Below are 24,863 nucleotides of genomic sequence, written 5' to 3'. Positions count from 1 at the left end.
CGCGGCTAAATTCCAACGACGATCGCACCGCCGCTAAGACCCGCACCCGCGGCCGCCAGAAGAACCTTCTCCCCCGGCCGGAACGGCGCCGCCCGATGGGCGAGCGACAGCGAGAGCGGGATCGTCGCGGCGGAAGAGTTGCCATACTCGGCGATCGTCTTGACGATCGCTTCATCGGCGATGCCGAGGTTTCGCCCCACCGCATCGAAAATGCGGGCATTGGCCTGGTGCGGCACAAACCGATCGATGTCCTGTGGTCGCACTCCGGCAACGGCAAGCGCGCTTGTAGAGCAATCGGTCATCATCTCAACAGCTTTGGCGAACACTTCGCGTCCGTCGGTCATCGTCATCCGAGTTTGCCCGAGATCCAGATCGTCATGGAATGGGATGCTGCTTCCGCCGGCCGGGATCTGGATCAGCCCGTAGCGCGAGCCGTCCGAATCCACCGAAGCGCCGAGAATACCTAGATCAGGGTCCTCGCACGCACCAATCACCAGGGCGCCGGCGGCATCGGCGAAAAGGACTGAGCTCGCGCGCTCGGCTGGATTGATGCGGCGGCTGAGGATGTTGGCGGCGATGACCAGCGCTGGTTTGCCGTGCAGGCGGGTGAACCCGTCCGCGAACATCAGCGCATAGATGAAGCCGGCGCAGGCGCCGGTTAGATCGACCGCGCCTGGGCGGCCAAGGCCGAGCTTGTGCGCGACCAAGGGTGCACTGGGCGGCAGAAGGTGGTCGGGCGTCGAGGTGGCAAGCAACAGCAGACCGATGTCACTGCGGTCCATGCCGGCGTTCGCCAGCGCCATGTCGCCGGCACGGGCGGCCAGGCCAGACAGCGTGTCTTCGTCGGTTGCCCAGAAGCGCGAACGAATTCCGGTACGCCGCTCGATCCAGCCCGGCTCGAGGCCGAGATTGCTCTCGATCTCGGCGTTCGCCACTTTGCGGCCGGGCGCATGATGGCCAAACCCGAGAATACGCGATGACCTGCTCATGGCTGCGAGCCGAAGCGTTCGCCGGCCTCCTCGATGGCGTCATAGAGCCCGTTCAGTTCCTCGCTGGTGATGCAATAGGGTGGCAGAAGATAGAGGACATTGCCGAGCGGGCGCACGAGTAGGCCGCGCTCGAGGAAAAAAGCGCGCAGTTTTGGCCCGATTTCGGCCAGATAGCCCGCTGAGCCGGTGCGCAGATCGAGGGCGGCGATCGTGCCGGTCGTCCGGCTGTCCGTGAAATATGGATTGTCCCGGAAGCGTCGCAGCCCGGCGGCCTGCTTCGCGCTCAAGGCCGTGACCCGCTCGGCCACCGGCTCGTCACGCCAGATCTCGACATTGGCGAGTGCGGCCGCGCAGGCAATCGGATTGGCGGTGTAGGAGCTCGAATGAAAGAATGTCTTCTTCCGGTCTTCGGAATAATGGGCCTGGAAGATGTCATCGGTGGCGAGCGTGGCGGCCAGCGGGATGGCGCCGCCGGTCAGCCCCTTCGAGGTGCACAGGATGTCCGGAGAGATCGACGCCTGCTCGCAAGCGAACATGGTTCCGGTCCGCCCCCAGCCGGTCATCACTTCGTCGGCGATCAGCAGCGTGCCGGAGGCTTCGGCAATCTTCTTCAATTCGGCCAGAACCCAGGCCGGATACATCAGCATGCCGCCGGCGCCAAGCACCAGCGGTTCGACGATCAGCGCGGCGGCGCGCCGGTCGCGGCTGACGGCCTCGAACCGATCCAGCGTGTCCTGCTCGCGCCCGGCGGCCGGGAAGGGGATGGTGTCGACCTCGAACAGCAAGGGTTCGTAGGCGGCGTTGAACACGCCTCGGGCGCCGACGCTCATCGTGCCGATGGTGTCGCCATGATAGCTGTGCTCCATGACGACGATGCGCGAGCGCGGCGCGCCGATGTTGCGGAAATAGCCGAGCGCCATCTTCAGCGCGACTTCGACTGAGGTCGAGCCGCTGTCGGAATAAAACACCCAGTCGAGACCGGTGGGAGCGAGCCCGACAAGCGCCCTGGCCAAGCGTTCGGCTGGCTCGTGGGTGAAGCCCGCGAAGATGATCTGGTCGAGGCTCGACGCGGTCTTCTCGATGGCCCTGATGATGCGGGGATGGCGGTGGCCATGCGTGACGACCCACCAGGACGAAATGGCGTCCAGGATACGTGTGCCGTCAGCCTTGTAGAGGTAGGCGCCTTCCGTCCTGACGATTTCAGGGATAGCCGGCTCGAGCGCGTGCTGGGTGAACGGATGCCAGACTTGAGACTGCGACATCACTCGCCTCCTGCGATCGCTGCGAGGTCGAAGCCGGCAACCATCGCTTCCCTCAGCGTCTCACTCGTCAGCGGATCGAGCAGCGGCAGCCTGCCAAGCTGGCGTATGCCGCTGAATTCCACGATTGTCCTTTGCGTATCTGCCACTTCATCGCCGATGAAGGCGATGCCGACGAGCGGGATCGAGCGAGCCCGCAGGGCCTCGATCGACAACAAGGTGTGATTGATGGTGCCGAGCTTGGTACGGGCGCACAGGATGACCGGCACCCGCCACTGAGCAAATATGTCGATGAACTTGGTCCGCCGGTTGAGCGGCACCATCAGTCCCCCGGCACCTTCGATGACGATCGGACCCGGCAAGTCCGGAAGCGAGAGCCTTGCCACGTCTATCGCGACGCCATCGAGTTCGGCCGAACGATGCGGCGACAGCGGCTCCTTCAGGCGATACACTTCCGGCAGCACGCGCCCCGGCGGAAGGCCGGCAAGCCGCGCAACAACCTCGCTGTCGGTCTCGCCGTCGAGGCCCGACTGCACCGGCTTCCAGTAGAAGCCGTTGAGGAAGCCGGCCAATCCCGCCGAAAACACCGTCTTGCCGATTCCGGTATCTGTTCCGGTGATGACGATGCGCTTGGTCATGTCGAGGCCAGCACCTCGACGAGCGCCTCGAGCATGGCCGAAATGTCGGCTTCGTCGACGTTGAGCGTCAGCGAAATGCGCAGTCGCGATGTGCCCTCGGGTACGGTCGGCGGACGAATGCCGCGTATGTCGAAGCCGCGCGCCTGCAGCGCCGCCGCCACCGCCATGGTGCGCCTGTTGTCGCCGATGACAAAGGACTGGATCTGCGAGCCGCTGGGCTTCACGCCGCAGCGCTCGGCCAATTGGCGGCCCGCGAAGGCTACGCGCTCCTGCAGCTGGACACGGCGTTGGGGCTCGTCGGACAGCATGGCCAGCGCTTCGCGCACTGCCACCGCCATCAGAGGCGACGGCGCGGTGGCGTAGATGAATGGCCGGCAGCGGTTGACGAGATAGTCGCATAGCGTTCCCGGCCCGGTGACGAGTGCGCCGGACGCGCCGAGCGCCTTGCCGCATGTGTGAAGTGCGACAATGTTGTCGCGGCCCTCGAAAGCGGCGGCCAGCCCGCGGCCGTCCGGTCCCCAGATGCCGGTGGCATGCGCCTCGTCGACGACGAGGAATGCCTCGTGCCGATCGGCAAGCGCGATAAGGCGCGCCATCGGGGCGCGGTCGCCATCCATGCTGTAGAGGCTTTCGACCGCGATCCAGATGCGGCCCATGCCGCCTTCGGCGCGCCAGCGGGTGATCGCATCCTCGACAGCATCGATGTCGTTATGCGCGGCGAGCTTGAACTCGGCGCGGCCAGCGCGGGCCCCCTCATGCATGCTGGCATGAGCAAGGTCGTCGAGGATCAAGAGGTCGCCCTTTTGCGGCAGCGTCGTCAGCAGAGCGAAGTTGGCGATGTAGCCGCTGCCGAAGAACAGCGCGCGTTCGGCGCCGAAGAACGCCGCGGCGTCTGCCTCCAGGGCCTCGTGCTCCGGTGAGTTGCCCCTTAACAACCGCGATCCGGTCGCGCCGACCGGCGTCCCCCGCGCAATCGCCGCCGCCACCGCTTCGCCAAGTCTTTTGGAGGCGGCAAGCCCGAGATAGTCGTTCGACGAGAAGTCGAGCCCGGCGCGCGGTGCAAGTGTGCGCAGCCGGTCCTTGCGCGCCAGTCCGCGCAAGGACGCGTCATAGCGGGCAAGAAGTGCCTCGTTCATTGCGTGCCGATTTCCATCGGCTCGATGCCGAGACGCTGGAACAGCAGAGTATCCTTGTCTTCGCCGGGATTGTCCGCCGTCAGCAGTGTGTCGCCGACGAAGATCGAGTTGGCGCCGGCAAAAAAGCACAGCGCCTGCATTTCATCGGTCATGGCGGTGCGGCCGGCGGAGAGTCGGACATGCGATTTCGGCATCATGATGCGCGCCAGCGCGATGACGCGCACGAATTCGATCGGCTCGATGGGTTCAGCCTCGGCAAGCGGGGTGCCCTCGATCGGGATGAGCATGTTGATCGGCACGCTTTCCGGGTGCTCCGGCAGATTGGCCAGCGTCACCAGCATGTCGATCCGGTCCACCGGTTCTTCGCCCATGCCGACGATGCCGCCGCAGCAGACCTTGATGCCGCTGTCGCGGACATTGGCCAGCGTGTCCAGCCGGTCGGCAAATGTCCGGGTCGAGATGATCTCTGAGTAATAGCGCTCGGAGGTGTCGATGTTGTGGTTGTAGTAGTCGAGACCGGCCTGTTTCAGACGAGCGGCCTGCTCAAGATCGAGCATGCCGAGCGTCATGCAGGTCTCCATGCCGAGTGCCTTGACACCCTCGACCATCGCCACCACCGCGTCCATGTCGCGCGCCTTCGGGTTTCGCCAGGCCGCGCCCATGCAATAGCGGGTGGCGCCGGCATCGCGTGCCTTGGTCGCCTCGGCGATGACGCGCCGGACCTCCATCAGCTTTGACGCCTTCAACCCGCTTTCGTGATGTGCCGATTGGCTGCAATAGCCGCAATCCTCCGGGCATCCGCCGGTCTTGATGCTGAGAAGCCGGCTCAGCTGGACCTTGTTGGGATCGAAATTCTGCCGGTGAACGGTCTGCGCCTGAAACAAAAGGTCGTTGAATGGCGCGTCGTGGAGCGCTTGGGCTTCCGCTCGCGTCCAACGGGGAAGCGCCCAACCGATTGGATCCGAGGTCAGGTCTGGGCTGAGTTCGTTCATAAGGTCTTGTTCTCCATAATCTTCCGTCCGTGACCTGGAGCGTTGCAGTGGATGCTGAAGACAAGGCGCATGCCAGCGGGAAGTCTTCTATCGAAACGCGAGTGGTGGCGCTCTTGAGCGGACTCTCCAACTGCTGCCCGCAGGCTCAACTCACGTCATCCGTGGGGATTACGGTTTCCGTTATTTTACTCTGAGCACAGGAATGCTCCTTTCTGATCGCGTCGCAGGATTCGGTGAAGGCGACGTCCAGCAGATAACTCAGAAGTTCCAGCCCGTGAGAGGCCGCCAACTGGCGCATCTCGTCGAGTCGGCAGATGATGACGCCAAGGACTGCGACGCGGCTTTCTGTGCCTTGCTGGTCCGTCCCTCCCGCCTCCGTTGTTGAAGCGTGTCGCCTGGCGCCGAGAAGGCTTGCGTCGGCTGTTGGTGGAACCGGGGACGTGCTGACGCAGGTTAGCCTGCGACCAAAGGAGTTCCTGCGATCCCGGTTCATGTCCTCTCCATCAGTTCAGATGCCTGTTGCAATTTCGGTCGGCCGGCATGTCGAGACCAATGTCGAGAATGGGCGCGCTGTGGGTAAGCCAGCCGACCGATATGAGGTCGACGCCGGTCGCCGCAATTGCCGGGGCACTCGCCCGCGTTACCCGGCCCGAAGCCTCGGTGATCGCGCGGCCACCGACCATAGCCACAGCCTGCGCAAGGTCCTCGACCGACATGTTGTCGAGGAGCACGGCGTCGACGCCCGCTGTAAGCGCGATCTCCAACTGGTCCAGCCTGTCGACCTCGACCTCGATCTTGACCATGTGACCGATGGCGCTGCGCGCCCGCTCGATTGCGGTGCGGATATCGCCGGCAATGGCGATGTGGTTGTCCTTGATCAGCACGGCGTCGTCGAGCGCGAAGCGGTGATTGGCACCGCCGCCCGCTCGTACCGCATACTTTTCCAGGACACGCAGGCCGGGCGTCGTTTTGCGTGTGCACACGATTTTTGCGTTATGGCCCCTCACCGCGTTTACGAGCGTAGCCGTTGCCGTCGCGATGCCGCTGAGTTTGCATAAGAAATTGAGCGCCGTCCGCTCCGCCGTCAGCAGGCTGCGCGCCGGCCCGTTTACGATCGCGATGGTCTGGCCGGCCGAAACCTTGCCGCCCTCAGGACACCGCAGCTGGATGCTGATCCCGGGATCGACCAGCAGGAAGGCAAACATGACCAAGTCGAGCCCGGCAACAACGCCTGCCTGCCGGGCATTCAACGCCAGCGTCGCTTTGCAATCGGCGGGGATGATCGCATCGCTCGTGATGTCGCCGGCTCTGCCCAGGTCTTCAAGCAGGGCAGAACGCACGATGGGCTCCATGATGATCTGGGGAAGTGGTGCAAGTGAAGTCATGTCAACGGCTCCGTTCGGATGCTTGCCATCTGAGCGTGACGGCATTCTCAAAAGCTGTGCAGAGCGTCAATCGTGAGGGGAGGGCGGCGGCATCGCGCCCGGGGAAATCGGATCGAAAGTGGGAGCCGCGGCTCTCCTCGCGCCGAAGGGCGGCGATCGCCATCAACAATGCCACCAGGGCCGGATCGGCCGCGGCCGTCTCGCAAACAGAGATCGGCAGCAGTGTCGCGACCGTGTCGCACAATGATTTCCCATTCCGAACAATGCCAAGCGCATTGGACACAATCGGGCGAATAGGTGAAGGGTCGGGCCGGATGGGAACAGTTGCCGGAAGCCTAGGCCACTGCCAACCCGCAGAGGTACCCGCGACGCTTTCAGCCACCCAGGCGGCGGTTGCAACCGCTTCGGTCAGCGAGTTGCTGGCAAGCCGGTTGGCGCCATGCAGTCCTGTGCATGCGACTTCGCCACAGGCCCACAGGCCGCTAACGGAAGTTCGCCCCTCGGCGTCAACGGCCACGCCGCCCATGTGATAGTGAGCAGCGGGCCGTACGGGAATGGGTTCCACCGCCGGATCGATGCCGGCATGCTTGCAAATAGCGTCGATTGCCGGAAAGCGTCTTGCGAATTTCTTCCCGAGACAATGTCGGGCATCGAGATAGACGCCATGCCCGGCTGCGAGCTGATCGGAGATCGCCCGCGCGACCACATCGCGCGATGCGAGTTCTGCCCCGGGCGTGTCTGCCAGGAAGCGATGGCCGTGCTCATCGATCAGCACCGCGCCTTCGCCACGCACTGCTTCGCTGACAAGCGGCATTGGCCGGCGCGCAATGTCGAGGGCCGTCGGGTGGAATTGCACGAATTCGAGATCGGCTAGTTCCGCTCCAGCACAGGCTGCAAGCGCCAGGCCGTGCCCGAATGAGGAGAGCGGATTGGTTGTATCGCAAAACAGGCCGCCTATACCACCGGTCGCCAGCACCACGCGGCGTGTGGGCAATGCGAACACGGCGCCATGCAGGACAGTCAGCAAGCCAACAATGCTGCCCTCTGCGACAACCAAGCGAAGCGCTGTCATGCCTTCCATGATCGTGATCGAACGGGTTCGCCGCGCCACGCCGAGTAGCGCCCGAAACAACTCGCGGCCGGTTGCGTCGCCGGCGGCGTGCACGATGCGGCGACGCGAATGCGCCGCTTCCAGGCCCAGCTGCAGCCTCCCGTCTAGCGAGCGGTCGAAAGGAGTACCAAGACGAATGAGATTCTCGACGGCTTGAGGTGCGGCCTCTACCACCCGCCTGGCCATTTGTTCGTCGCAAAGCCCATCGCCGGCAGCAAGCGTATCGGCGAGGTGCAGGTCGGGGCTGTCGTCCTCCCCCAGACTCGCTGCGAGCCCGCCCTGGGCTAGAATGCTCGAGCCTTCGGTTCCGAGCGAGGTCCTTGACAGAAGGACGACTGGTTGCGGCGCCAAGTGTAGCGCCGTCATGAGCCCGGCGATACCAGCGCCGATGATGACCGGCGCTCCGCCAATGTGATGGATGTCCGCCGTCATACAAAGAGCATGCGTTCCACAGCCCAGCGGGCCCGTTCAGCGACATGAGGATCGATCGTGACGACGTAGCGGTTCTCCTCGAGCGCGGTCCGGATGTTGGCGAGCGTGATGCGCTTCATATGCGGGCACAGATTGCATGGGCGCACGAAATCTACTTCCGGATGCTCGACCGCGACGTTGTCGCTCATGGAACATTCCGTCATCAGCACCACACGCGCCGGCCTATGCCGCGCGACATAGTCGGACATCGCCGCCGTCGAGCCGGCGAAGTCGGCTTCCGCGACCACTTCAGGCGGACATTCGGGATGGGCAAGTACACTGATGCCGGGATGGGCCTCACGCAGCTCGCGGATGTCGGCCGCGGTGAAGCGTTCGTGCACCTCGCAGCGCCCCTTCCAGGCAATGATCTCGACCTTGGTCTGCGCGGCGATGTTCTTCGCCAGATATTCATCGGGCAGCATGATCACACGCGGCGCGCCGAGCGATTTCACCACCGCGAGCGCATTGCCCGAGGTGCAGCAGATGTCGGATTCAGCCTTCACCGCGGCGGAGGTGTTGACGTAGGTCACCACTGGAACGCTCGGATAACGCTGCCGCATCAGGCGCACGTCTTCGGCGGTGATCGACTCGGCCAGCGAACAGCCGGCGCCGAGATCCGGGATGAGCACGGTCTTGTCCGGATTGAGGAGCTTGGCGGTCTCGGCCATAAAATGCACGCCCGCGAGCACGATGATTTCGGCATCGACCGTCATCGCCTTGCGGGCCAGCGCCAGGCTGTCCCCGACGATGTCAGCCACGCAGTGAAAAATCTCCGGCGTCTGGTAGTTATGCGCCAGAATGACCGCGTTGCGCTGTCGCTTCAGTTCCAGGATCGCGTCGATGTCCTCGACGAAGAGCGGCCACTCGATCGGTGGGATAACGCGCCGAACGCGGTCGTATAGTGAGGCGCTCGAAGGCAGGACGGCGCTCATCGAGCCTCCAGTTATAGTCAACGCGATTATAAGGCCTATATAATCGTTGTGACTATAAGTGGTGTCAAGCCCGTGCGAGCGGCAATTTTGTGCCGGCCACAGGCCTCTCGTCTAGAATGGCATGGTGGAAGCGGTAGAGCTGCGCCGGCCGGCCGCCGGTCTCGGCGGTCGTCGCGCCGGTCTTCTCAACCAGCTCCTGCTGCTCTATGAGCCGGCGAAAGTTCGGCTTGTTGATGAGCCTGCCGGAGAGCGCCTCCACGGTTCGTTGTAGCTGTAAAAGCGTGAAGAGCGGCGGCATCAGTTCGAACACAACAGGCCGGTATTTGATCTTGGAGCGCAGCCGCGCAATAGCCGTTGCCAGAATGCGGCGATGATCGGCGCTCATCGATCTGCCCGGCACCGGAGCGAGGATGGCCGAATCTCCGCCGCGTTTTGCTTCCTCCACCAGGGCGGCTTCATACAGCAGCTCGTAGCGCTGCAGTGTTAGCTCTTCGTTCCATGCCCGGTCGTCCAAGGCAAAGGCGACCGCCGCTCGCCGCCGGCGATCGAAGCGCGTCGCGCCGTCGTCCGCGCCGTCCGCCCATTCGATAAGGCGCGGCCACAATTCTTCCAGCATCGGGGGCCTGCCGGAGCGATGATCCTCCCAGGGGAAATAGTCGTACCAGCTGGCCCAGCTGCGCCTGCCCGAGGCGCCCGCATCTTCTTCGCGGGTGAGTGCGAGATAGCTGATCGAGATCACGCGCTCGTTGGCGCCGATCCGATCGCGATCGGCGAAGGTGTAGAGCTGCTCGATATAGCCGAGAGGCTGACCGGTCTGCAGTTCCACCCATGCCCTGAGGCCCGACTGGAGCGAACGATGAGCGAGCTCAAACGGGCCCGAGGGAAGGGCGCCCCCCTGTTCGATGGTCAGAACACAAGGTCCAGCGTCGTTCACGGCAACGACGACTGCGATGAGGTCCGCATTGACGTCGTTGGTCTTGCCTGTGACTCTGCCTTTCCTTGGTCCCTTTGCCTGATCCATAGTTCCTGACCTACTTGGCAGAGCTCCGCCTGTCTAAACCGATTTAGTTCTGTTCTTTATCATTCCACCCGTCGCGTCAACACCACGCGCTCTGGCGATTTTACCTCTTCGCACCTCGACAAAAATATGCCAAACGCGACACTGGCCGTGGGTGACGCTGGGTGAGGAGAGACGTGGATTGAGCGCCGCTGGTGTCGTCAAGGCGATCACGCCGCCGAACATCCGTGCGCGAAAGGGCAGCACGCCGCTGGTCTGCCTGACGGCCTACACCACGCCGGTCGCAAGGTTGGTTGACGGCCACTGCGACATCGTTCTTGTCGGCGACAGCGTCGGCATGGTTCTCCACGGCCTTCCCTCCACGCTCAGTGTGACGCTCGATATGATGATCATGCACGCCAAGGCGGTTCGGCGGGGAATGGAGCGGGCGCTGCTGGTTGTCGACATGCCGTTCGGCTCGTACGAGGAAAGCCTAGAGCAGGCCTTCCGCAATTCCGCGCGCCTTATGGCGGAGACCGGATGCGCTGCGGTCAAGCTCGAGGGCGGCGCGACGATCGCCGAGACGATCCGCTTCCTCACAGCGCGCGGAATCCCGGTCATGGCGCATGTCGGCCTGACGCCGCAGGCGGTCAACCTGTTTGGCGGATATCGCGTGCAGGGCAGGGGCGAGGATGCCGAGCGCATTTGGCGCGATGCTCTTGCGGTCAGCGAGGCTGGCGCCTTTTCCGTCGTACTGGAAAAAGTGCCCGAACCGCTCGCCCGCCGCATCACCGAGGAAATCCCAATCCCGACGATCGGCATCGGCGCCTCGGCGGCCTGCGACGGGCAGATCCTGGTCGTCGACGACATGCTGGGCCTGTTCGGCGACTTCCGCCCGAAATTCGTCAAGCGCTATGTCGAACTGGGAGAGGCCGCTTCGGCAGCGATCGAGGCCTACGCGTGCGACGTGAAGGAGCGCCGGTTTCCGGCTGCCGAACATGTCTTCGGCGATGAACCGAAAGCCATCAAAGGAGGAGAAGCGACATGAGCACACCGATCGTCCGGACCGCCACCGAGTCGCGCAAATCCGTGGCGGCATGGCGAAGGCAGGGCATGAAAGTCGCGGTCGTGTCAACCATGGGCGCCCTTGCATGAAGGGCCATCTCAGCTTGGTGCGCGCCGCACTTCAGGCGCCGACCGGGTGATCCTTACCCTCTTCGCGAACCAGAAGCAGTTGAACGACCGCCGCCGACGTTGCCGCCTACCCACCCACGGAGCATGAGGACGCTGCCAAGCTGCTAGGCGCTGGATGCTTTACGCGCCGCACGAGAGATGTATCTCGAGTGGTTGCCACCGCGGTCTCGGTGAGCGGGGCGAGCGAAGGCTGTGCGTCGCGTTCGGCCCCGGCCATTTCGACGGCGTGGCGCGATTGGTGACGAAGCTCTTTTCCAGGCCGCTGCTGGTCCGGCCTTCTTGGCGAGAAGGATTTCCAGCAGTTGAAACTCGTGCGCCGTCCTGCCCGTTTCTCGAGATCATCGCCTTTCCGAAAAGGCGCGAAGCACATGGATGGGCGATCGCAATTCTCAGCTGCCGGCCGAGCAGCGCGTGGCGGTCCCCCAAAGCGAAATACTGTTAAAGCGGCCGAGAGGCTGGCCAAGGCACTGCGACAGGCGACGCCATCCTAGCCGCCGGCTGCAGAGAAGTTGAATATCTCGGACTACGGGCCGACGATGATCCCGATCTGCTTTTACGGACCAGCCGACCGAGCTGCAACTACAGCATGTCCTGTGATGATGACTCGATGGTCATGTGACAGTTGCTTTTGTGCTGATTCAAAATCCTTCAACGGAGGTGAGCAGTCGGTGCGGATCAGCCAAAGCGCCTTGAGCGTCTGCCTTCGCGGGTCCGGCGAAGCTTGTGTTGATGGACGAGACCGACCTCTCATGCGACGCAGAATGACGGCGAGCGCGCGGGCAACAGCAACAAGGGCCGGAGGCATACTGCGCAGTTGGCGACGTTCATGCCCCACGCTCTGAGGCCCGACCCTATCTTGCTGAGCACGAGCAGCGAATAAGCCACCTCGGAGAGCCGTGCTGGCCAGTTGGTCACTGCATCGGCCCAATGGCCCTTTGGCTACAAGCTGGCGGTCCTGCGCGGGCATCGCCAACATCCTCGTCCAGCGGTTTCGCGCGTCGAATGTCGCCAAGTGCAGGCCGCCGCGGTCCCGCCCGTCACTGAAGGCAGCAGGGCGAAGAGCACGTGAAAAAACATCCATCCGGCAAATGCATTCATAACGGCAAACGATTACCGCAATGGCTCGGTGAGCGGTATACGAAGTGCTTCGTCGCGGGGGCATCGGGAGACTGCAATGAGAAAGCTTGTCCTGCAGCTAAAACAGTTTCTTAGGGGTCAACCAACTCCCGAAGCAATCGAAAATGAGCGGGACGATGTGAGCGTGGGACCTGACCGCAGCGACAGAACCGACGCTTGTCGAGGCGACTCTCAATCTTTAGCCCGCGAGGCCGATCACCGACCCTACGGCGACAAGGCATGGCACGAACTCTCCGGTGACAGAAGCCGCGACAAACCGCACGTTTTTGGGGAGGACAATAACATGCTCTGCGGATCCGGCGAACAAGGCAGCAAGGATTACCTGACCGCGGGCGTTGACTCACGTTTCCAGGATCCGACGAACGATTTCGATCCGAGATTAGGGTGGAGGCCGCACGTCATCGCTCTCGTTGATATCGAACGCAATAGCTTCATCTTTCAGACGGTGGGGTACTACAGGGACGGTTCTGGCGCGAACTCCGGCGACAACGCCGGCGCACTGCCCGGCTACCCGGCGAACTGGTTTTACACAGGCAAATCCTCATTGCACTAGTTCGCAGAGCCGATCGACAGGACCGACAGAGCGACCATAACGGCGGGCCGTTCTTGGCGCCGATAGGGGGCTGGACCGCCTCGCGGAGGTCCGCGCCGAATGAACCAACCCTTGATTTCACCCAGCTATTCGCCTCGCTCGCTCTGTCGCGCGGCCCCCACATATCGAAAGTTCGACAGCCCGTTCAGAGACACTTGATCTCGATACCGTATTTCCTCAGCGCGTAGCCAATCTGGCGCGGCGTCAATCCAAGCAGGCGCGCTGCCTTTGCCTGTACCCAGCCGGATCTTTCCATCGTCGCGATGAGACGCTCGCGATCGGTCAGCTTCCCGTCGCTCACGAGGCCTATCCGATCAGGCGCTGGCAGTGCCTGCTCGCTGTCAACAGGCGGGGTCGCAACGGCGGGCGATGCAAAGGCACCAGATGATTTCATGGCCGGGTTTAGTGGCGATGGTGCGATCGCCTCGAATTTCGGCGAAGTCTCCTTAGACGCGTGCTTCCATAACATCGCGGAAAGGCATCGGCCGTGTGAGCAGTCAAAGTCGCTTCTGACGATTGACTTTCCCGCTGCGAGGGTCGCTGTCCGCTGCACGCAATTTTCAAGCTCGCGGACATTTCCGGGAAAAGCACAGTTCATCAGCACTTCAGTCGCACTCGCATCGAAGACCATCATACGGCCGTTCTCGTTGTTGAAATTCTTGAGAAACTCAGCGGCAAGGAGCGGAATATCACCGCGCCTTTCGCGCAATGGCGGCACCAGCAGGGGAACAACGCTGATGCGATAATAAAGGTCGGCGCGAAACTCGTTCCTTGCAACCGCGTCTTCCAGGTTCCTGTTCGTGGCGGCAATCACGCGAACGTCGACCTTAATCGTCTGGTTGCTGCCGACGCGCTCGAACTCCTGCTCCTGCAGCACGCGCAGCAGCTTTGCCTGGAACGAGGCCGAAATCTCACCGATCTCGTCCAGAAACAACGTTCCCTTGTCGGCGAGCTCAAAGCGCCCCTTGCGCGAGTTGAATGCACTGGTAAAGGCACCCTTTTCGTGACCGAACAGTTCGGATTCCAGGACTGTCTCAGGGAGCGCTGCGCAATTGAGCTTGATGAACGGCCGCTTGGCGCGCCCCGACAGCTCGTGAACGGCCTTGGCGACCAGCTCCTTGCCGGTCCCGGATTCCCCGCGCAGCAAAACGGTGCTGTTGGACCTGGCTGCTAACGCGACCTTCTCAAGCAGCCCGCGAAGCGCCGGGCTGTCGCCAATGATCCCCTTGACATGAGCCCTTTTGCCCTCATGCCCAGGCTGCCTGAGCTCGCCGAATTGCTTTTGCATCCGGATTTTCTCGGCCATCAGTCGCTCGCGGTCGGAGGCGAACAGGCGATGCAGCTTCACTGTCTGCCCAACCAGATTGGCGATTATGGTGAGGAGGCGCAGGTCGTATTCGAGGAGGGAACCTGATTTGTTGTCGAGGATGCGGTCGATGGTCAACGTGCCCACGACGTTCGCATCGACGCGAATGGGTACGCCGATGAACGACACTTCCATGGTTTCGGACGCCCCGAGCACGTCCTTGTCGGTGGCGTTGAAGGCCGGTTCCAACGCTATGTTCTCGGCCACCAGTGCCATGCCCGTCGTCATGATCTGGTCGATCGCCCCCCGTGGCAGATGCTTCCGGCAGCGCTCATCACTGCCTTCGCTCCAGCCGGCCCCGACGGTCATGTCTGGTATGCCGGACCTGTCGCTGAGCGAGATGATGCCGTGCCGCACCTGCACCAACGATGGCAGGAGGTCGAGGACGTTGGCCAACGTGGCTTCGAGCCCAGAGGCGGCGGCGGGTGCTTTCGATGCTTCGAAGATGTCTGACGCCCTCTCGTGCAACTGCACACTAGGGGCCACGTGATTCGTCTCGGACTTTGAATTAGGACTTTTCATTTTTGGAAGCGATATGCAGCGTGACGAGATCTGCCTGGCACTTTGCTCGGAGTTGCGAGCATCGTGTTGCATGTGATCATCCATCTCGCGCCATGAAATCGATGCCCGAGGCAAGTGCGCCTATTGTCCAGCGCGTGGATGTCCTTGGCGAATCGCATTCGTCGGCGTTTTCGCTCCGCAGGCCGCTGCACAATCGACGAGTTTGCTCGCCTCGCCCTTGCACGCGGGGATTCATTGAAACACGAAAAGGCGTTGATGAAGATAGTCGTGACGATTGATCCGTTAGCAAGACGGACGTCTGCAGCCGGCTTTTCGCGCGCAATGAAATTGCCATCGAGATGATAGCTAATGTCGATGCCAGTCAGGCCCGGGCCGCGAGCAAGTGCGGCCCTGGCAAGATGGGGCGGCGTCATGCGGTCGATCGCAAAGCGGAGCGATGCTTGACGCATGGCTTTCCTCTCTCTTCATGAAGTGCGGGTCGTCGTTCTCGGCTGACTGGCTTCCGCCGCGCAGCAATCATTCGTTGTTAAACGAGACCGGAATCAGGCAGGTGAGTCAATCAAACTCCCGCTGCTTTTCTTTCATGAATGAAAGGAAATTAGGCTCTCATGATAGTATTTTATCAGTTTTTCAGATGTTTTCCGGCAGATAAATCTCAAACGGCAGAAAAGTCTGCCCAAGCGTCTCCGAAGTGCCGACCTTGATGGCCTGGGCCATCAGCGTCATCAGTTCCTGGCAAAGCAGGCGCTGGGGCGTGGCGACCGACATCGTGATCATGCCATCTGCGAGTGCAGCCCGTGACTCCGGCGTGATCTCGTTAACGATCGCGACGAGACCCCGGCTTTCGCCTTCTTCACGGAGCGCGGAGATCGCTCCCTCCATACCTCCGCCGGCCACATAGAAGCCGGTGAGTTCGGGTTCCCGTTGCATGAGATCCAGCGTGGCCTCGTAGGTGATCTGCCGTGCCTCAAGGTTCACGAGCGGATCGAGCAGCTCGAATGCCGGTGCATTCTCACGGAAATAGGAGCGAAAGCCGACCTCCCGCAGCTCCTGCCCCTGAAAACGGTGGCTGCCGACAAAAACCGCCACCTTGCCCGGCCGTCTTGCGACCTTTGAAAGCATCCACGCTGTCGTCCGCCCGACCTTGCGGTTGTCGAGGCCGATATAACCCTCACGAACACCTTCGGCGAAATCGGAAAGCAGCGAGAAAACGGGGATGCCTTTTGCCTTGAGTTCTTGGACGGCTGCCGTGATCGCCGGATGGTCCGGCGCCACCATGGCGATCGCGTGGCAGCGCGCTCCGAATTCCTTGAGCAATGGAATAAGGTCGCACGGCATGTGCGACGGCGCGAATTCGATGAGCGAAGTGCCATGGAAGCACTTCGCCGCGTTGACCGCCGCTTCGACCTCACGCGCGAAGCCCTGGTAGAAGTGGTGAGTCGGTTTTCTCAAGATGAAGCCAAGCCGATATTGCGGCAGGTCCGGCTGCAGGCGCTGCTTGATAAGACCTGCGGCGTGATATCCGATGGCCTGTGCCGCCGCTAAGACCCGCTGCGCAGTCTCCTTCCGCACCGGATGACGGGCATTCAGAACTCGGTCAACGGTGGCAACACTAACCCCGGCTTCCCGGGCGATATCAGCAATTATGGGTCGCTTCGCCATTGTTCGAGTCTGATTAAACGACATCAAGAAGAAATCCGGCAAAGGTCGATTCAGTAAAATCTGTCATTCCTGCATTGATCCTGTTCGCTACCGAATTCTTGTCGTGGCATGGTGCGAGGTAGAAGCCGAAACGTAGAGCCTGGGCGAATTGTTCAGCCGTGCCGACGGCTCCGACCCAGCTCCGCACCCGGTTCCACGAACCGTCGCAAACTTCGGAGGCATTAAGCGCATCATCGAGGGCTTGTGTGTCGTGACCGGTGCAAGACCTTCGCAAGGCGCAGATGATTTTGCACCCACTGCATTTCGGGATTGTTGATTTCATCGGCCCGCGAGAGTTTGTTTGGAACCCGCGGCCCGATCGTCCGGCGTTTGGGACCAGCCAGGCGGTTCAACCGGCAGCGATGCTGCCGAGTTGCTGGGCGCGGGCGTTATCAGTGGCTGGCCGGTTGATGTCTCGGCAGGCTGGTGGCCGCAGAATGCAGCTTTCAATTGCGCCTGATCCAGTTCGCCTTCCCAGCGGGCGACGACGAGCGATGCCACCGCGTTACCGACCAAATTCGTCAGTGCCCTGCATTCCGACATGAAGCGATCGACGCCAAGGATCAGCGCCATTCCAGCAACGGGAACTGCCGGCACTACGGAGAGCGTAGCGGCCAACGTGACGAAGCCGGCACCTGTGACACCTGCTGCACCCTTGGAGGAAAGCATCGCGACGAGCAGCAGCAGGACCTGATCGCCAACTGACAAATCCGTATTCGTCGCCTGCGCGATGAAAAGGGCCGCGAGGGTCATGTAGATATTGGTGCCATCCAGATTGAAGGAATATCCGGTCGGGATAACCAGGCCCACGACCGAGCGCTTGGCGCCGGCCTTTTCCATTTTCTCCATGAGAGAGGGCAGCGCAGCCTCGGAGGAGGACGTTCCGAGGACCAGCAGCAGCTCTTCCTTTATGTAGCGGATAAGAGAAAAGATCGAGAAGCCGTTGTAGCGACAGACTGCACCGAGAACCCCGAATACGAAGAGGAAGGCCGTGAGATAGAAGGTCCCGACCAGCATCGCAAGGTTGGCTACCGAACCGATGCCATATTTGCCAATCGTGAAGGCCATTGCTCCGAAAGCACCGATCGGCGCGGCTTTCATCAGGATGCCGACCAATTTGAAAACGGGTGCAGTGAGGTCCTGAAGGAAGGAAAGAACCGATTTGCCCGATTCTCCGACCATCGCCAGCGCGATGCCGAAGAGGACGGAGAAGAACAACACCTGTAGAATGTCGCCTTCCACAAAGGCGCCGACAATCGTGGTCGGGATCATGTTCATGAGGAAGCCGGTCACGGACTGCTCATGGGCCTTTGAGGCATAGCCATTGACGGCTTGGACGTCGAGCGAGGTCAGATCGATGTTGAGGCCGGCGCCAGGCTGAATGACATTGCCGACGATGAGGCCGACGATAAGCGCGAGCGTCGAGAAGGTGAAGAAATAGACCATCGCCTTGCCGGCAACACGGCCGACCTTCTGAAGATCGCTCATGCCGGCAATTCCAGTCGACACGGTCAGAAAGATAACGGGCGCGATGATCATCTTGACGAGCTTGATGAAGGCATCGCCGAGCGGCTTCAGGTTTTCTCCGATTTGCGGATAAAAATGGCCAACCGCAACTCCGAGGAGGATTGCGACAAGCACCTGCACGTAAGGCTTGGCAAAAAGGGTCTTGCGGGGTGCGCGCTTTACGCTTGGAGCCAGTGGGGTCAACATGTAAGTTTTCTCTCCCTGACCGGTTTGGGGCGGGCTGTTCCTCCCCGCGGCTTCTCCCATCGCGGCGCCCCGGTCGAACGCTGCTGCGTTGTTGACCGCAATAGCCGTGCCAAGCCAAGAGAGCGCGGAAATCGCCGGAGCCTCAGGTATCTTCAACAAATCGCGCAGCAAGATTGTGCGGTTTTCCGCACGGATCGCCTTCCCTTCTGGCGGAACCCCGCACTATGGTTCGTCAATGATCTGTTTTAAGAATACGATGGCAGAAGAAGAAGACATGGGTAATGGCGCCTTCCAGCGCGCCCCATTGGTCTTCCCTGGTAGATCCGGCGGTCGATCTCTCTGGCTTGTGGTTTTGCTTGCAATTCTTGGTGCGGCGCTCTGTTTCGTCGTCTTTGCAACGGGACGCATCGCCGGCACCAGAGCAGAGTATGCCCTACGCGACCGTGCTCTTGCCGCGTTCCCGCTTGCAGCCGACAGTTTGAAAGGAGAGATCGAGAAGCAGCGAATGATTCCGCTGGTTCTGGCACGCGACGGTGCCGTTCAGGAGATGCTTCGCAGTCCGAGCACTGCCAACGAAGCCGCGCTTGATGAGAAGCTTCGCGCCATCGCGCGCGACGCCGGCTCTTCTATACTCTACATCATTAATCCTGAGGGCGTAGCGGTTGCTGCGAGCAACGCCGGCGAGCCGACCAGTTTCGTCGGCAGCGATTACCGCTTTCGCCACTACTTCACCGAGGCGATGGCGGATGGCGCGGCTATGCAATATGCGCTCGGCACGGTTAGCGCGCGCCCTGGTCTCTATCTGTCGAGCCGGGTCGATGGGCCGGAGGGGCCGCTCGGTGTGGTTGTGGTGAAGGTGGAGCTCGACCGCGTCGAGTCGCGTTGGCTGGAGAGCGGCTTCGTGGTCTTCACGACCGATGAGCGAGGCGTGGTTCTTGCCACGAGCGTGCCCCAATGGCGTTTTGGCGCTCTCTCACCGCTTTCCGCAAAGGAGAAGCAAACCGCTCGCGATCGTCTGCAGCTACCGGGCGTGACTTTCGAGCCGGTGCCGCTTTCCCGCCGCGGCGACAACCTGGTCACCGCAACTCCTGAGAGTCGATCAGCCGATTTCGTTGCGGTTTCGCAGGATCTCGGCAAAGCAGTTCCGGGCTGGCGCATGTCGTTGCTCATCCCCGCCGACACCGAGATCTCCTCGGCGGTCATGACAGCCCGCGTGACAACGCTGCTTGCCCTCGTTCTCGTTGGATTCGTCATTTTCATCATTGTTCGACGGCGGCGGGCGGCCCGGCAGCGGCAAGAAGTGCTTGTGTTGCTGAATGCGGAACTGGAGCATCGCGTCGAACTGCGCACGGCGGAGCTCCAGAGCTCGAACGCAGCGCTCGCCGGTGAGATCGCCGAGCGAGAGAACGCTGAAGCAAGAGTGCGTCGCCTGCGCGACGAACTCGCCCAGGCGAACCGCTTGTCAATCCTGGGACAGATAACGGCCGGGGTCGCCCACGAGATCAACCAGCCGGTCGCCGCAATCCGCACCTATGCTGAAAATGCCGCGCGTCTTCTAGGGATCGGCCGGTCGCAAGAAACCGCCGAGAATCTGGCCTCGATCGTCGCCATGACCGGCAGGATCGGCACGATCACTGAAACGCTAAGGTCCTTTTCCCGCCGCGCCAGCGGATCGATGGGACCGATACTGGCGGACGACGCGATCGACGGCGCTCTGTCGCTTCTTTCAGGCCGAATTCGCGATTCCGGGGTGACGATTGAACGGAAGCGGATCGATCCGTCTCCAATTGTCATGGCAAGCCGCATGCGACTGGAGCAGATACTCGTCAACCTTCTCCAGAACGCGCTTGACGCTCTGAAGGATCAACCGGAGCCCCGCGTCGAGATAGCGCTCGCCGAAAACGGGGAAATGGTCGCTATTTCCCTTCGGGACAACGGCCCCGGCCTTGCCCCCGACATTCGCAGGAGCCTCTTCATGCCGTTCGTTACCAACAAGGAAAAGGGTCTCGGTCTTGGCCTGGTCATTTCGCAAGAGATCGCACGTGAGCTCGGCGGCTCGTTGCGGCATGATGATGCCGGCCACGGGAGAGGGACTTCCTTCACGGTCGATCTGAGGCGAGCGGCATGAGTGCTGAATCAGGACCGGTCATTTTTATCGACGATGACGAGGATGTGCTTCGCGCAGCCACGCAGATGCTGAAGCTTGCCTCGTTCTCACCGAGCGTGTTCGGTTCGGCCGAGGCCGCACTCGCCAGAATCGACGGGAACTTCGATGGCCCTGTCGTGAGTGACATCCGTATGCCCGGGCTGAACGGACTTCAGCTCTTCGAGCGAGTGAAGGCGATCGACCCGGAGATTCCGGTTGTCCTGATCACCGGGCATGCCGACGTCGAGCTGGCCGTTGCCGCCATCAAGGATGGCGCCTACGATTTCATCTCGAAGCCATATGCGAACGACCGGCTTCTCGTGACGCTGCATCGCGCTTCGGAAAAACGGCGCCTGGTCCTGGAAAACAGACGTCTTAGGGATGCGGTTGTCCGATCTGCGGGCGATATCCCGCTGATCGGGGAGGCACCGACCATGATTCGATTGCGCGAAACTCTCCGCCAGATCGCCGATACCGATGTGGATGTCCTTGTGGAAGGCGAGACGGGCACGGGCAAGGAGGTGGTCGCGGATCTGCTTCACCGCTGGAGCAGACGACGCACGAAGCCCTTCGTTGCCCTGAATTGTGGAGCGCTGCCCGAAAGCGTCATCGATAGCGAACTTTTCGGGCACGAGGCAGGCGCCTTTACTGGCGCGCAGAGGCGCAGGACCGGTCGCATCGAGCATTCGAACGGAGGGACGCTCTTCCTCGACGAAATCGAGTCGATGCCGCCAGCACTCCAGGTGAAGCTTCTGAGGGTGCTTGAGACCCGGCAGATCACGCCGCTTGGCACGAACGAAACCCGCAGCATCGACCTTCGTGTCGTGTCGGCTACCAAGGCCGATCTCGGCGATCCGGCCGCCCGCGGAGATTTCCGGGAAGACCTTTATTTCCGGCTGAATGTGGTGACGCTCCGCATCCCGCCGCTTCGCGAAAGGCGCGAAGACATCCCGATGCTCTTTGGGCATTTCCTGGAACGCGCCTCCAAACGCTTCAGCAGGCCAGTTCCGGACATAAGCGCTGGCGTGCGCGATCGCCTCGTGAGCCACAATTGGCCCGGCAATGTCCGTGAACTCGTGCATTTCGCCGATCGCGTTGCATTGGGACTTGAAAGGCTAGGCACGCCCATTGCATCAGGTCGAAAGGAACAAGCGGTATCAAGCCTCCACTTGTCCGAGAAGGTCAGCCTTTATGAGGCGACTGTCATCCGCGATGCCTTGCAGGAATGCGGCGGCGACGTGAGGCGCACGATCGAAGTCCTGGGAGTTCCCCGCAAGACCTTCTACGACAAGCTGAAACGACATGGGATAGACACGGCCGATTATCGAAAAACCGCCATTGGCTGAAGCCTTCTTGCTTGCATGTCGCGGAAAAGAAATTTCGCCATTCTCGTCCGACTCAAAGGATGCACTATGGGCTAGGTGAGGTCGCTTTCGGAGCGCTATGGCATCAACCCCAAGACGGTCGCGAAGTGGAGAAGCGGAATTCGACCGCCGATCTGTCCACCGGCTCCAGGGAGTCGACAGTTCTGTCTGTCGAGGAAAACCGTTGTTGTGGCCTTCCGCCGCAACAAGGCTGCTGCCGCTCGACGATTGCCTCTACGCGTTGCAGCCGATGTCCCGCATCTGACGCGCTCCCACCGCTGTCTGCAGGCAAGCATCGGCCGATTGCCAGATGTCGAAGGCGACAGGCCGGCGAGAAGAGTCGAGAGAATGAACCAGACCATCAAGACGCAACCGTCAAGCGCTTCCACTACGACGATCGCGACCAACTGCGTCGGCATCTTGCCGACTTCGTCGCGGCCTACAATTTCGGCCGCAAGCTGAAGACCCTCAAGGGCCTCACGCCCTGCGAGTTCATCTGGAAGGCATGGGCTTCCCAGCCCGAGCGTTCACTTTCAATCCGCTCCAGCAAATGCCGGGACAAAACATTTAGCAAATGGCGGATGAGGTGCACGATGCAAGTTAGCACGTCGCCTGGGGAAAGGTGCGCCGATCGCCTCCCTCTTGGCCAACCAGTTCCAGCTTGCCGTCTTACCAGGCCCCCGCCAATCTCGTTGCGTTGTTGTTTAGCGTTGCAACAGATCCTTCAAAGAAATTCATGGAATCGTTGCGAGCGCAAATCGCTGTCAATGGTACGCTCATCACAACTTTCGAGATCAGTGGCGGCAGAAATCTGGTGTCGTTTTATGTTCCGCCGCCAAACAGCATTTGCGAAGAGCGCGAAATGACAAAGCCAGCAGGACGAGGGTACCAGCCATGCGCACATCGATTACACCCAAGTCGCCCGCGATACGATACTCTATATTGGCTACGACGATGCCATCGGCTTTGAGTCGAAATTGCGCCGTCGTTCTGGCTCTCACCGGGCAGTCGCCCGACATCAGCCAGGGCGTTGATGAAGGACGATGGCAGGATCTCGAGCAAGGGCGGGATCAGGGCCTCATGTTTGGATTCGCATGTTTTCGATCTCCGACCGAAAGGCATCATCAAGATGCTTGATCTCGTGCGCCCGATATACCGCAACACGGCGACATACGGACACTTCGGCCGTGAAGAGCCTGAGTTCACCTGGGAGAAGACGGACAGAGCCGACGACTTGCTGCGTGAGGCAGGACCGGCAGCTGCGTGAGCGCCGCTGGATCAAGCGCATGCGGCAACCCTTTTCAACTCGCTAGGCCCGCGCCCGCCGCGGCACGCGCTTCGACATCATGCTGACGGCTGTGTGATCGACACGGGCGGTTACCGGAAAGGCGACAAAAAAGTGCGTTACGACATCGTTATCATCGGAGGAGCCATCGTCGGCTCCTCGATCGCCTACTATCTGCGCGAGGAAGAGTTTTCCGGCTCGATCGCGCTGATCGAGCGCGATCCGCAGTTCGCGCACGCGGCAACGACGTTGTCCTGCGCCTCCATTCGCCAGCAATTCTCGATCCCGCAGAACATCCGCCTGTCGCAGTTCACCATGAAACTGTTCCGGCGGCTGAAGGAAGAATTCGGCGCGGACGCCGACATCGGTTTTCGCGAGGGCGGCTTTCTCATTCTCGCTAGCGAGAACGGGCTGCCGATCCTGAATGCCAATCACGAAGCGCAGGTCGCCGAGGGGGCCGACATCGTGCTCGAGGACGCGGATCAGCTGACGCGCCGCTTCCCTTGGCTGTCGACCGAAGGTATATCCGCCGGCTCCTATGGCCGCAGCGGCGAAGGCTGGTTCGACGCGCATGCAATGCTGACGCTGTTCCGCAAGGCGCTGCGCGGCAAGAACGTGGACATTATGACCGCCTCGGTCATCGGCATCGAGCGGCAGGGCCACCGTGTCACCAGCGTCAGGCTCGACAATGGCGAGACGATCGAAGCCGGCACCGTCCTCAATGCCGCCGGGCCGAATGCCGGCAAGGTCGCCGCTCTCGCCGGGCTGGCGCTGCCGGTCGAGCCGCGCAAGCGCAATGTCTTCGTCTTCGAGGCGCGCGAAAAATATGCCGACATGCCGCTGCTGGTCGATCCCTCCGGCATCTATGTCCGGCCGGAAGGCTCGGTCTATCTCACCGGCGGCGCCGAGCCGGAAGAGGGCGACGGCCCGGCCGATCCCCAGGATTTCGAGGTCGACTGGCCGCTGTTCGAAGAGGTGATTTGGCCGGTGCTGGCGACCCGCATTCCGGCCTTCGAGGCCATCAAGCCTACCCGCGCCTGGGCCGGGCACTACGATTACAACACGCTCGACCAGAACGCGGTGATCGGGCCGCACCCCAAGGTGAAAAATTTCCTCTTCGCCAACGGATTTTCAGGCCACGGTCTGCAGCAGGCCCCGGCGGTCGGCAAGGCGCTGGCCGAGCTTCTCGTGCATGGCGGCTACCGCACGGTCGATTGCTCCGCGTTTGGGTACATCCGTGTCGCCGAAGGGCGGGCGTTTAGGGAATTGAATGTGATCTAGCAACAACGGCGCCGCGACGGTCTCCTTTGGTGCCGGCGGGCCAGAGGGGCGCGAAGGTTCGCGACAGGCGGTGCGCGGTACAAAGGCCTTGATGTTTAGCTTGCCCTGTTCGGTTGGGATCTCCGCAATATCAATGTGGAAGAAGCCGATGCTTGCGCTGCAGACATCGGTGCAATGAAGAGCGCGTCAGATGCGGGATCGTCGGCTGCAAGGCCGTAGAGGCAACCGTCCAGCGGCAGCAGTGTGTTGCGGCGGAAGGCCACAACAACGGTCCTCTTCTACGGCAGACAGAACCTTCGATCTCGGCTCCCTGGGGCCGGTGGGCAGATCGGCGGTCGAACTCCGCTCCTCCACTTCGCGACCGTCTTGGGGTTGATGGCATAGCGCTTCGAAAGCGAGCTCAGGCTCGCTTACAGCTCGACGCATCGCCTCTTTCTTTGTGGCGCTCCCATGCAGAACCTGGCCCAGTCGAAGCTTCGTGGCCGCGGCCCGCGCTCATGGCCGGCTCACTTAGGTCGATGCTGCGTGCTGTCACCGTGAGGTTCCGCTGGGGTTAGCGGTGCGTCGAGCACAGCGAGAGGGTTCACAGCCAACGCTCTGGAACCCATGTCACTAGCCATCCATGGCGTGGATGCGTTTCATCGAAACAGAC

General features: G+C 61.7%; 19 protein-coding genes and 2 pseudogenes. 8 read left to right on the top strand and 13 right to left on the bottom strand.

Translation table 11 applies throughout. From position 1 onward, the window contains the following. Positions 1-5: 5 nt before the first annotated feature. The 9 genes from EB231_RS33335 to EB231_RS33295 all read right to left on the bottom strand — a co-directional run bounded on the left by EB231_RS33335 (position 6) and on the right by EB231_RS33295 (position 9,934). The gene (locus EB231_RS33335) at positions 6-989 is read right to left on the bottom strand and encodes a beta-ketoacyl-ACP synthase III (RefSeq protein WP_172352504.1); all 984 of its coding nucleotides are present in this window, start codon (positions 987-989) and stop codon (positions 6-8) included. Next, positions 986-2,251 (bottom strand): adenosylmethionine--8-amino-7-oxononanoate transaminase, encoded by a 1,266-nt coding sequence (locus EB231_RS33330; RefSeq protein ID WP_172352503.1) that lies wholly within the window; start codon positions 2,249-2,251, stop codon positions 986-988. Before EB231_RS33330 ends, EB231_RS33335 begins: the two co-directional genes overlap by 4 nt. Then, positions 2,251-2,886 carry a dethiobiotin synthase gene (gene bioD, locus EB231_RS33325; protein WP_027033152.1) on the bottom strand — a complete coding sequence of 212 codons (636 nt, stop codon included), beginning with the start codon at positions 2,884-2,886 and terminating at the stop codon, positions 2,251-2,253. Before bioD ends, EB231_RS33330 begins: the two co-directional genes overlap by 1 nt. Then, positions 2,883-4,022, bottom strand: coding sequence for an 8-amino-7-oxononanoate synthase (locus EB231_RS33320; protein WP_172352502.1), 1,140 nt, complete (start codon positions 4,020-4,022; stop codon positions 2,883-2,885). Before EB231_RS33320 ends, bioD begins: the two co-directional genes overlap by 4 nt. Further along, on the bottom strand, positions 4,019-5,014 hold the full coding sequence (gene bioB, locus EB231_RS33315; protein WP_172352501.1) for a biotin synthase BioB: 996 nt from the start codon (positions 5,012-5,014) through the stop codon (positions 4,019-4,021). The genes EB231_RS33320 and bioB overlap by 4 nt, the downstream gene beginning before the upstream one ends. Positions 5,015-5,517: 503 nt before the next feature. Then, positions 5,518-6,399, bottom strand: a complete 882-nt coding sequence (gene nadC, locus EB231_RS33310; protein ID WP_172352500.1) for a carboxylating nicotinate-nucleotide diphosphorylase — start codon at positions 6,397-6,399, stop codon at positions 5,518-5,520. A gap of 1 nt (position 6,400) precedes the next feature. Next, on the bottom strand, positions 6,401-7,942 hold the full coding sequence (locus EB231_RS33305) for an L-aspartate oxidase (protein WP_172352499.1): 1,542 nt from the start codon (positions 7,940-7,942) through the stop codon (positions 6,401-6,403). Beyond that, the gene (gene nadA / locus EB231_RS33300; RefSeq protein WP_172352498.1) at positions 7,939-8,913 is read right to left on the bottom strand and encodes a quinolinate synthase NadA; all 975 of its coding nucleotides are present in this window, start codon (positions 8,911-8,913) and stop codon (positions 7,939-7,941) included. Before nadA ends, EB231_RS33305 begins: the two co-directional genes overlap by 4 nt. Positions 8,914-8,977: 64 nt before the next feature. Continuing rightward, complete coding sequence (locus tag EB231_RS33295; RefSeq protein ID WP_172352497.1) at positions 8,978-9,934, bottom strand: NUDIX hydrolase; 957 nt, start codon at positions 9,932-9,934, stop codon at positions 8,978-8,980. Positions 9,935-10,112: 178 nt separating this feature from the next. Between EB231_RS33295 and panB the strand changes: the two genes are divergently transcribed. The 3 genes from panB to EB231_RS33285 all read left to right on the top strand — a co-directional run bounded on the left by panB (position 10,113) and on the right by EB231_RS33285 (position 12,794). After that, entirely contained in the window at positions 10,113-10,958 is an 846-nt protein-coding gene (panB, locus tag EB231_RS33290; protein ID WP_069091030.1) for a 3-methyl-2-oxobutanoate hydroxymethyltransferase, read from the top strand. After that, positions 10,955-11,065 (top strand): pantoate--beta-alanine ligase, encoded by a 111-nt coding sequence (locus tag EB231_RS35670; RefSeq protein ID WP_340163197.1) that lies wholly within the window; start codon positions 10,955-10,957, stop codon positions 11,063-11,065. Before panB ends, EB231_RS35670 begins: the two co-directional genes overlap by 4 nt. Positions 11,066-12,278: 1,213 nt before the next feature. Next, positions 12,279-12,794, top strand: a complete 516-nt coding sequence (locus EB231_RS33285) for a hypothetical protein (protein WP_172352496.1) — start codon at positions 12,279-12,281, stop codon at positions 12,792-12,794. A gap of 184 nt (positions 12,795-12,978) precedes the next feature. Here EB231_RS33285 and nifA read toward each other — a convergent pair whose 3' ends face one another. The 3 genes from nifA to EB231_RS33270 form a co-directional block, all read right to left on the bottom strand. Then, entirely contained in the window at positions 12,979-14,805 is a 1,827-nt protein-coding gene (nifA, locus tag EB231_RS33280) for a nif-specific transcriptional activator NifA (RefSeq protein ID WP_172352495.1), read from the bottom strand. A 546-nt stretch (positions 14,806-15,351) separates the two neighbouring features. After that, positions 15,352-16,383 (bottom strand): LacI family DNA-binding transcriptional regulator, encoded by a 1,032-nt coding sequence (locus EB231_RS33275; protein WP_010913552.1) that lies wholly within the window; start codon positions 16,381-16,383, stop codon positions 15,352-15,354. Between the two features lie 318 nt (positions 16,384-16,701). Then, on the bottom strand, positions 16,702-18,135 hold the full coding sequence (locus EB231_RS33270) for a dicarboxylate/amino acid:cation symporter (protein ID WP_172353135.1): 1,434 nt from the start codon (positions 18,133-18,135) through the stop codon (positions 16,702-16,704). A 256-nt stretch (positions 18,136-18,391) separates the two neighbouring features. On the opposite strand from EB231_RS33270, the gene EB231_RS33265 reads away from it, so the two are divergent. From EB231_RS33265 to EB231_RS33245, 5 genes and pseudogenes are all read left to right on the top strand, one after another. Next, positions 18,392-20,263, top strand: coding sequence for a sensor histidine kinase (locus EB231_RS33265; RefSeq protein WP_246740832.1), 1,872 nt, complete (start codon positions 18,392-18,394; stop codon positions 20,261-20,263). Next, the gene (locus EB231_RS33260; RefSeq protein WP_172352494.1) at positions 20,260-21,627 is read left to right on the top strand and encodes a sigma-54-dependent transcriptional regulator; all 1,368 of its coding nucleotides are present in this window, start codon (positions 20,260-20,262) and stop codon (positions 21,625-21,627) included. Before EB231_RS33265 ends, EB231_RS33260 begins: the two co-directional genes overlap by 4 nt. Positions 21,628-21,702: 75 nt before the next feature. Continuing rightward, positions 21,703-22,216: pseudogene (locus EB231_RS33255) on the top strand (IS3 family transposase); the annotation flags it as partial. A 462-nt stretch (positions 22,217-22,678) separates the two neighbouring features. Further along, a complete protein-coding gene (locus EB231_RS35430; RefSeq protein WP_206681883.1) occupies positions 22,679-22,912 on the top strand; it encodes a methionine adenosyltransferase domain-containing protein in 234 nt (77 codons plus the stop codon). A gap of 132 nt (positions 22,913-23,044) precedes the next feature. After that, positions 23,045-24,211: an NAD(P)/FAD-dependent oxidoreductase gene (locus EB231_RS33245; protein WP_172352493.1), complete on the top strand. Its 1,167-nt coding sequence runs from the start codon at positions 23,045-23,047 to the stop codon at positions 24,209-24,211. A gap of 66 nt (positions 24,212-24,277) precedes the next feature. Here the strand turns inward: EB231_RS33245 and EB231_RS33240 are convergent. After that, positions 24,278-24,679, bottom strand: a pseudogene (locus EB231_RS33240) (IS481 family transposase); the annotation flags it as partial. Between the last annotated feature and the right edge of the window lie 184 nt (positions 24,680-24,863).

Origin of the sequence: Mesorhizobium sp. NZP2298, from assembly GCF_013170825.1 — a bacterium.
Taxonomy (GTDB): domain Bacteria; phylum Pseudomonadota; class Alphaproteobacteria; order Rhizobiales; family Rhizobiaceae; genus Mesorhizobium.
This window is presented reverse-complemented; position numbering and strand designations above follow the sequence as displayed.